Raw genomic sequence first — 4,183 nt, 5'->3', positions numbered from 1 at the left:
CCATGTCCCGTCTGTTAACATTAATCTTGGCATGTAGGTTCGGTGTAAAGTTTTCTGGCGAATTCAATTATACCTTATCTTCATGCTGTTTGTTTTTCATACCACAAAGATCAACACGCCCTAGTATATCAATACGAAGTAAAATTGCTCGAACTACAATGACTGGTTTTCGCTCTGAGCCGTCTCTCAGGTGATAGTCTAAGCATAATAATAAAACTACTATAATCGGTAGGGTTGATAAGACTTTGACTTGCTAGCACCAAGCGACCTGAACCGTGTGCGCTTATCTGTTTGATTTATTCAACTAATACAGAAACTAGCATGCAACTTAACCACAGCATTTCTTAAACTTTAATCCCGAGCCGCACGAACACCCAGAGTTTCTACCTTGTTTCACAGCTACACTCGATACCGCACTTTTATTTATACAGCCTGTATAGAACAATTTAGCAACAAGTTTTGGGTCGGTATGAATCTTCTTCAGCATCTCGCCTATTGTTGAAAAATCATCATACGGAGTGCCGTCTGGTTTAAATTGCATCAATAATTCAGCATGCGCTTTATCTAAAACTCCTAATCGCCTTATTACTTGGTCATATTTAGCTAACCACTTCGGTGATAGTAGATTTAATCGTCTTTTTAACTTTGTTGGGGTCTCTTGAAACCTTGCAAGCTGTATTAGTTTTTCAATGGCTTCCCTCATAAGATTTATATCATTCCCATCGCTACCTTTTCGGAATAAATACTCTGTCAAATCTAGGTGTCGTTGATAATCGTCAGGGTATCTCTCTAAATAATCATCATAAAGAGGCCTAACTGTGGCCACTGAGTGAGCTGACTCGTTAAATATTTTGAGGTATAGCTTGTGTGCATCCCGACTCCCTCCCTCAATAGCGAGCTCTAACCCTTTCAACGATTGTCTTACATCCTTAGGTGTAGGTTGTGAACTGTTTAGAGTCGCACTTGCTTGCATAAAAATTGCATTTGCATTTCCAGACTTTATTGACTTTTCAAACCATTGTGAGGATTGTGCGTCATTCTTTAGACCGAATTTTGATGTAGCATATATTTGACTAAGCAAAAACTGTGCTTGGTCTTCTCCATCAGTTGCAGCCTCTTCAAGGAAGCGTATTACCTCTTCAATGTCCTCAACATGTGGCTCATTACACTCATATATTAACTGACCAAATGCAATTTTTGACTTTGTGAAACCTCTATTCGCTGAGTTATAAAGATAACCCTTTGCCTTTTCAATATCCTTGTCTCGATGTATGCCGTTCAATAAAATGTGGCTGTACTCAAATAAAGCCTCAGGGTGGAATTCTGATGCAGCTTCTTCAATGAAATCTATTGACTTCATAAGTGGTGATTGGTCGATATAGAATTTATCATCACCCTCAAATTGCTCTTGGTACTTATAAAATAGAGCCATTCCAAGTTCAAACTTCGCATTTTTATCACTGTTAAACAGTGCTTGATAACACCACTCTTTTACCGGTGAGTTTATATCAAAGGTAAACTCATATGCTGGGACTTTTGATGTTCTTCCTACCCAATAATCTTCGATTAAAGTGCAGAAAGTCTGAAGAGTCTCTAGTGCAAGCTTTTGATATTCCGGATAAGATATCTGGTACTTTTCTGGATGAGCTCCTTTATTGCCTGCCTCTCTAACTTTATGCATATAATCTATTATAGACAGCCTAAATTGATTAGAAGCCTTTATACCATTTACTTTATCATTTAGGTTATTTCCAGCAGTTTCGACTAAATATTCAGCAATGATTTCATCACATAACAGCGCTAATAACCCCCTTAATTCAACTAAAGTTTGAATTGGGGCATCAAAATATAAATTTTTGGCTTTTTCGTATCGCTCAGCAAAACTGGTATTAAACTTTGAAACAAACTGTATGTCTGTCAGTGGGGTACTCATGCGTAATTTCCGTATTGTGGTGTGTTTTTAGCGGTACTTTAAATTAATCTCATAGTGAATCTCCGCTTCCTTGTGTCATAACTCTAACAAAAAAACATTTTTACTACCTGTAATTTATGATGTTTTTTTAAAGTATAGAGAAATTTTTTAAGTTATGAATTGCAATAAAACTAAAAAAATAAAAAGTAACATGGCATAACTTAACCCGCTCAATTATACTGTATAAACAAACAGTATTGAGGCGTGTATGTTTGTTATCCCCATTTTTATTGAAGCTGGTATTACTGGTTTTGAATCTCCCGCTGCGGAATACACAGAGCTAGGTATTTCGTTGGATGAATTAATCATTAAGCACCCAAATGCAACCTTTATTGGGTTAGCATCAGGTCAATCAATGCAAGATGTGGGGATATTTGACGGTGATTTATTAGTTGTTGATAGAGCTGAAAATGTCAATACAGGTGATGTCATCGTTGCCAGCTACAATGGTACATTCGTGTGTAAAATCATTGATAAGTCCAATCGTTTACTTATCTCTGCATCCAAAAGTTATTCGTCGGTTTATATTTCTCCCGAAGATGACTTCAAACTTGAAGGTGTGGTAACAACCAGCATTCGTCTTCATAAGAATAAAGTTGAGTTAAGCCGATGTATGCCTTAGTCGATGCTGTCGCTTTTTATGCCAGTGCAGAAAAGGTTTTTGACCCCTCTATACGCTTTAAGCCGGTAGTGGTCCTGACAAATAATGATGGCTGCATCTGTGCTGTATGCCCAATAGGACGCAGGCTTAATATACCTAAGTTCCAACCTTATTTTAAAATTAAGCATTATTTAACGCAGCATAATGTGGTTGTACGCTCATCAAATTACGAACTTTATGCTGACTTAAGTGAGCGAATGATGACTGTGATAAATCGCTTTTGTGATGACCACTATGTTTATAGTATTGATGAGTCATTTTTACGGTTCACTGGCTTTTCAAATATAATCGACGACTGGTCGGCATATGGTCATACTATTAGGCAGGCTGTATGGCGTGAAACTGGTTTACCTGTAGGAGTCGGGTTTGGCCCGACTCCTACGCTCGCAAAAGCTGCAAATCACGCGGCAAAAAAGCTGTCTGGTTTTAATGGTATAGCCGTCATTAATGACGAATCATCTCGTAAAAACATTCTCGCAAGAATGGATGTTACTGATGTATGGGGGATTGGCTCTCGGCTAGGAAAGCAGCTTAAGTTTATGGGTATAAAAAGCGCGCTGGACTTGGCACAACAAAATCCAAAGAAGATGAGAAGGATGTTCAGTGTTGTGGTTGAACGAACTGTCAGCGAATTAAACGGTGTTGCTTGTTTAAATTGGGATGAAGTAAAACAAAATAAAAAAGAGATATTTTCGACTCGCAGTTTTGGTGAACGAATTAGTGATGTAACAACCTTAAAATCAGCACTGACCACACATGCTGCAATCGTTGGACGTAAGCTTAGAAAGCAACGTTCATTAACAAAGCGCATCGTTATCTTTGCAGCCAGCTCTCCACATGAAGAGTCATATTATAAAAAATCTCTGCTCTATGACTTTCCCATACCCACAGCAGATACCAGCGTTATCGCCAAGGCTGTTTCACGAGTTATTGATGACATATTCAAACCCAATGTTCGTTTTTATCGATGTGGTATAGGTGCAATGGAGCTTGAAAGTGAGCTATACCAGCAGGCCGATATGTTTTCAGTCAGTGAAGACAAACCAAAGATTATGCAATGCTTAGATGAAGTCAACAAACGCTATGGTGTGGGAGCTTTATCACTCGGGGGTGAAAGGCTCTCCCAAAACTGGAATATGAAGCGAGCCTTCTTATCACCCCATTACACAACACGCTGGTCAGATATACCTATAATTAAATGTGACTGAGAAATGTATTAATTCACTATTACTATCACCCAAAAACAAATAATATCTATACAAATTGTAATAACTAAGGATTAAAATGAAGGCACTCGTATTACTATTGATACTTATTTACTCATCTTTAATATCAGCTCACAGCGGTCGAACTAATTCAGAAGGTTGTCACAACGATAAGAAAAATAATCACTACCACTGCCATAATAAGGCTAGAAAAGCACACTAGTCGCGCAGCCGCCTGCGTGATGGATTATCTTGATGGCTATCAAGGGTACTTACATGTTGATGGTTATCAAGCTTATGAAAAGACACAGGCCAGTCTTGTGGGGTGCTGGGCGCACGCACGTC

General features: G+C 38.4%; 5 protein-coding genes. 4 read left to right on the top strand and 1 reads right to left on the bottom strand.

Annotation, left to right across the window (positions count from 1 at the left end):
* Positions 1-328: 328 nt before the first annotated feature.
* Complete coding sequence (locus tag PSI06_RS20675) at positions 329-1,933, bottom strand: DUF4145 domain-containing protein (RefSeq protein ID WP_273604778.1); 1,605 nt, start codon at positions 1,931-1,933, stop codon at positions 329-331.
* A 247-nt stretch (positions 1,934-2,180) separates the two neighbouring features.
* Here PSI06_RS20675 and umuD point away from each other — a divergent pair, with 247 nt between their 5' ends.
* The 4 genes from umuD to PSI06_RS20660 form a co-directional block, all read left to right on the top strand.
* Complete coding sequence (gene umuD, locus PSI06_RS20670) at positions 2,181-2,594, top strand: translesion error-prone DNA polymerase V autoproteolytic subunit (protein ID WP_273604777.1); 414 nt, start codon at positions 2,181-2,183, stop codon at positions 2,592-2,594.
* Positions 2,582-3,841, top strand: a complete 1,260-nt coding sequence (locus tag PSI06_RS20665; protein ID WP_273604776.1) for a Y-family DNA polymerase — start codon at positions 2,582-2,584, stop codon at positions 3,839-3,841. Before umuD ends, PSI06_RS20665 begins: the two co-directional genes overlap by 13 nt.
* 76 nt (positions 3,842-3,917) lie before the next feature.
* Positions 3,918-4,061 (top strand): YHYH domain-containing protein, encoded by a 144-nt coding sequence (locus PSI06_RS21760; RefSeq protein WP_369128033.1) that lies wholly within the window; start codon positions 3,918-3,920, stop codon positions 4,059-4,061.
* Positions 4,009-4,183 (top strand): IS66 family transposase (locus PSI06_RS20660; RefSeq protein ID WP_407073082.1); only part of this gene is annotated, 175 nt, incomplete at its 3' end. The genes PSI06_RS21760 and PSI06_RS20660, both read left to right, overlap by 53 nt.

The organism is Pseudoalteromonas sp. GABNS16E (assembly GCF_028598715.1).
In the GTDB taxonomy this organism is placed as follows: domain Bacteria; phylum Pseudomonadota; class Gammaproteobacteria; order Enterobacterales; family Alteromonadaceae; genus Pseudoalteromonas; species Pseudoalteromonas atlantica.
This window is presented reverse-complemented; position numbering and strand designations above follow the sequence as displayed.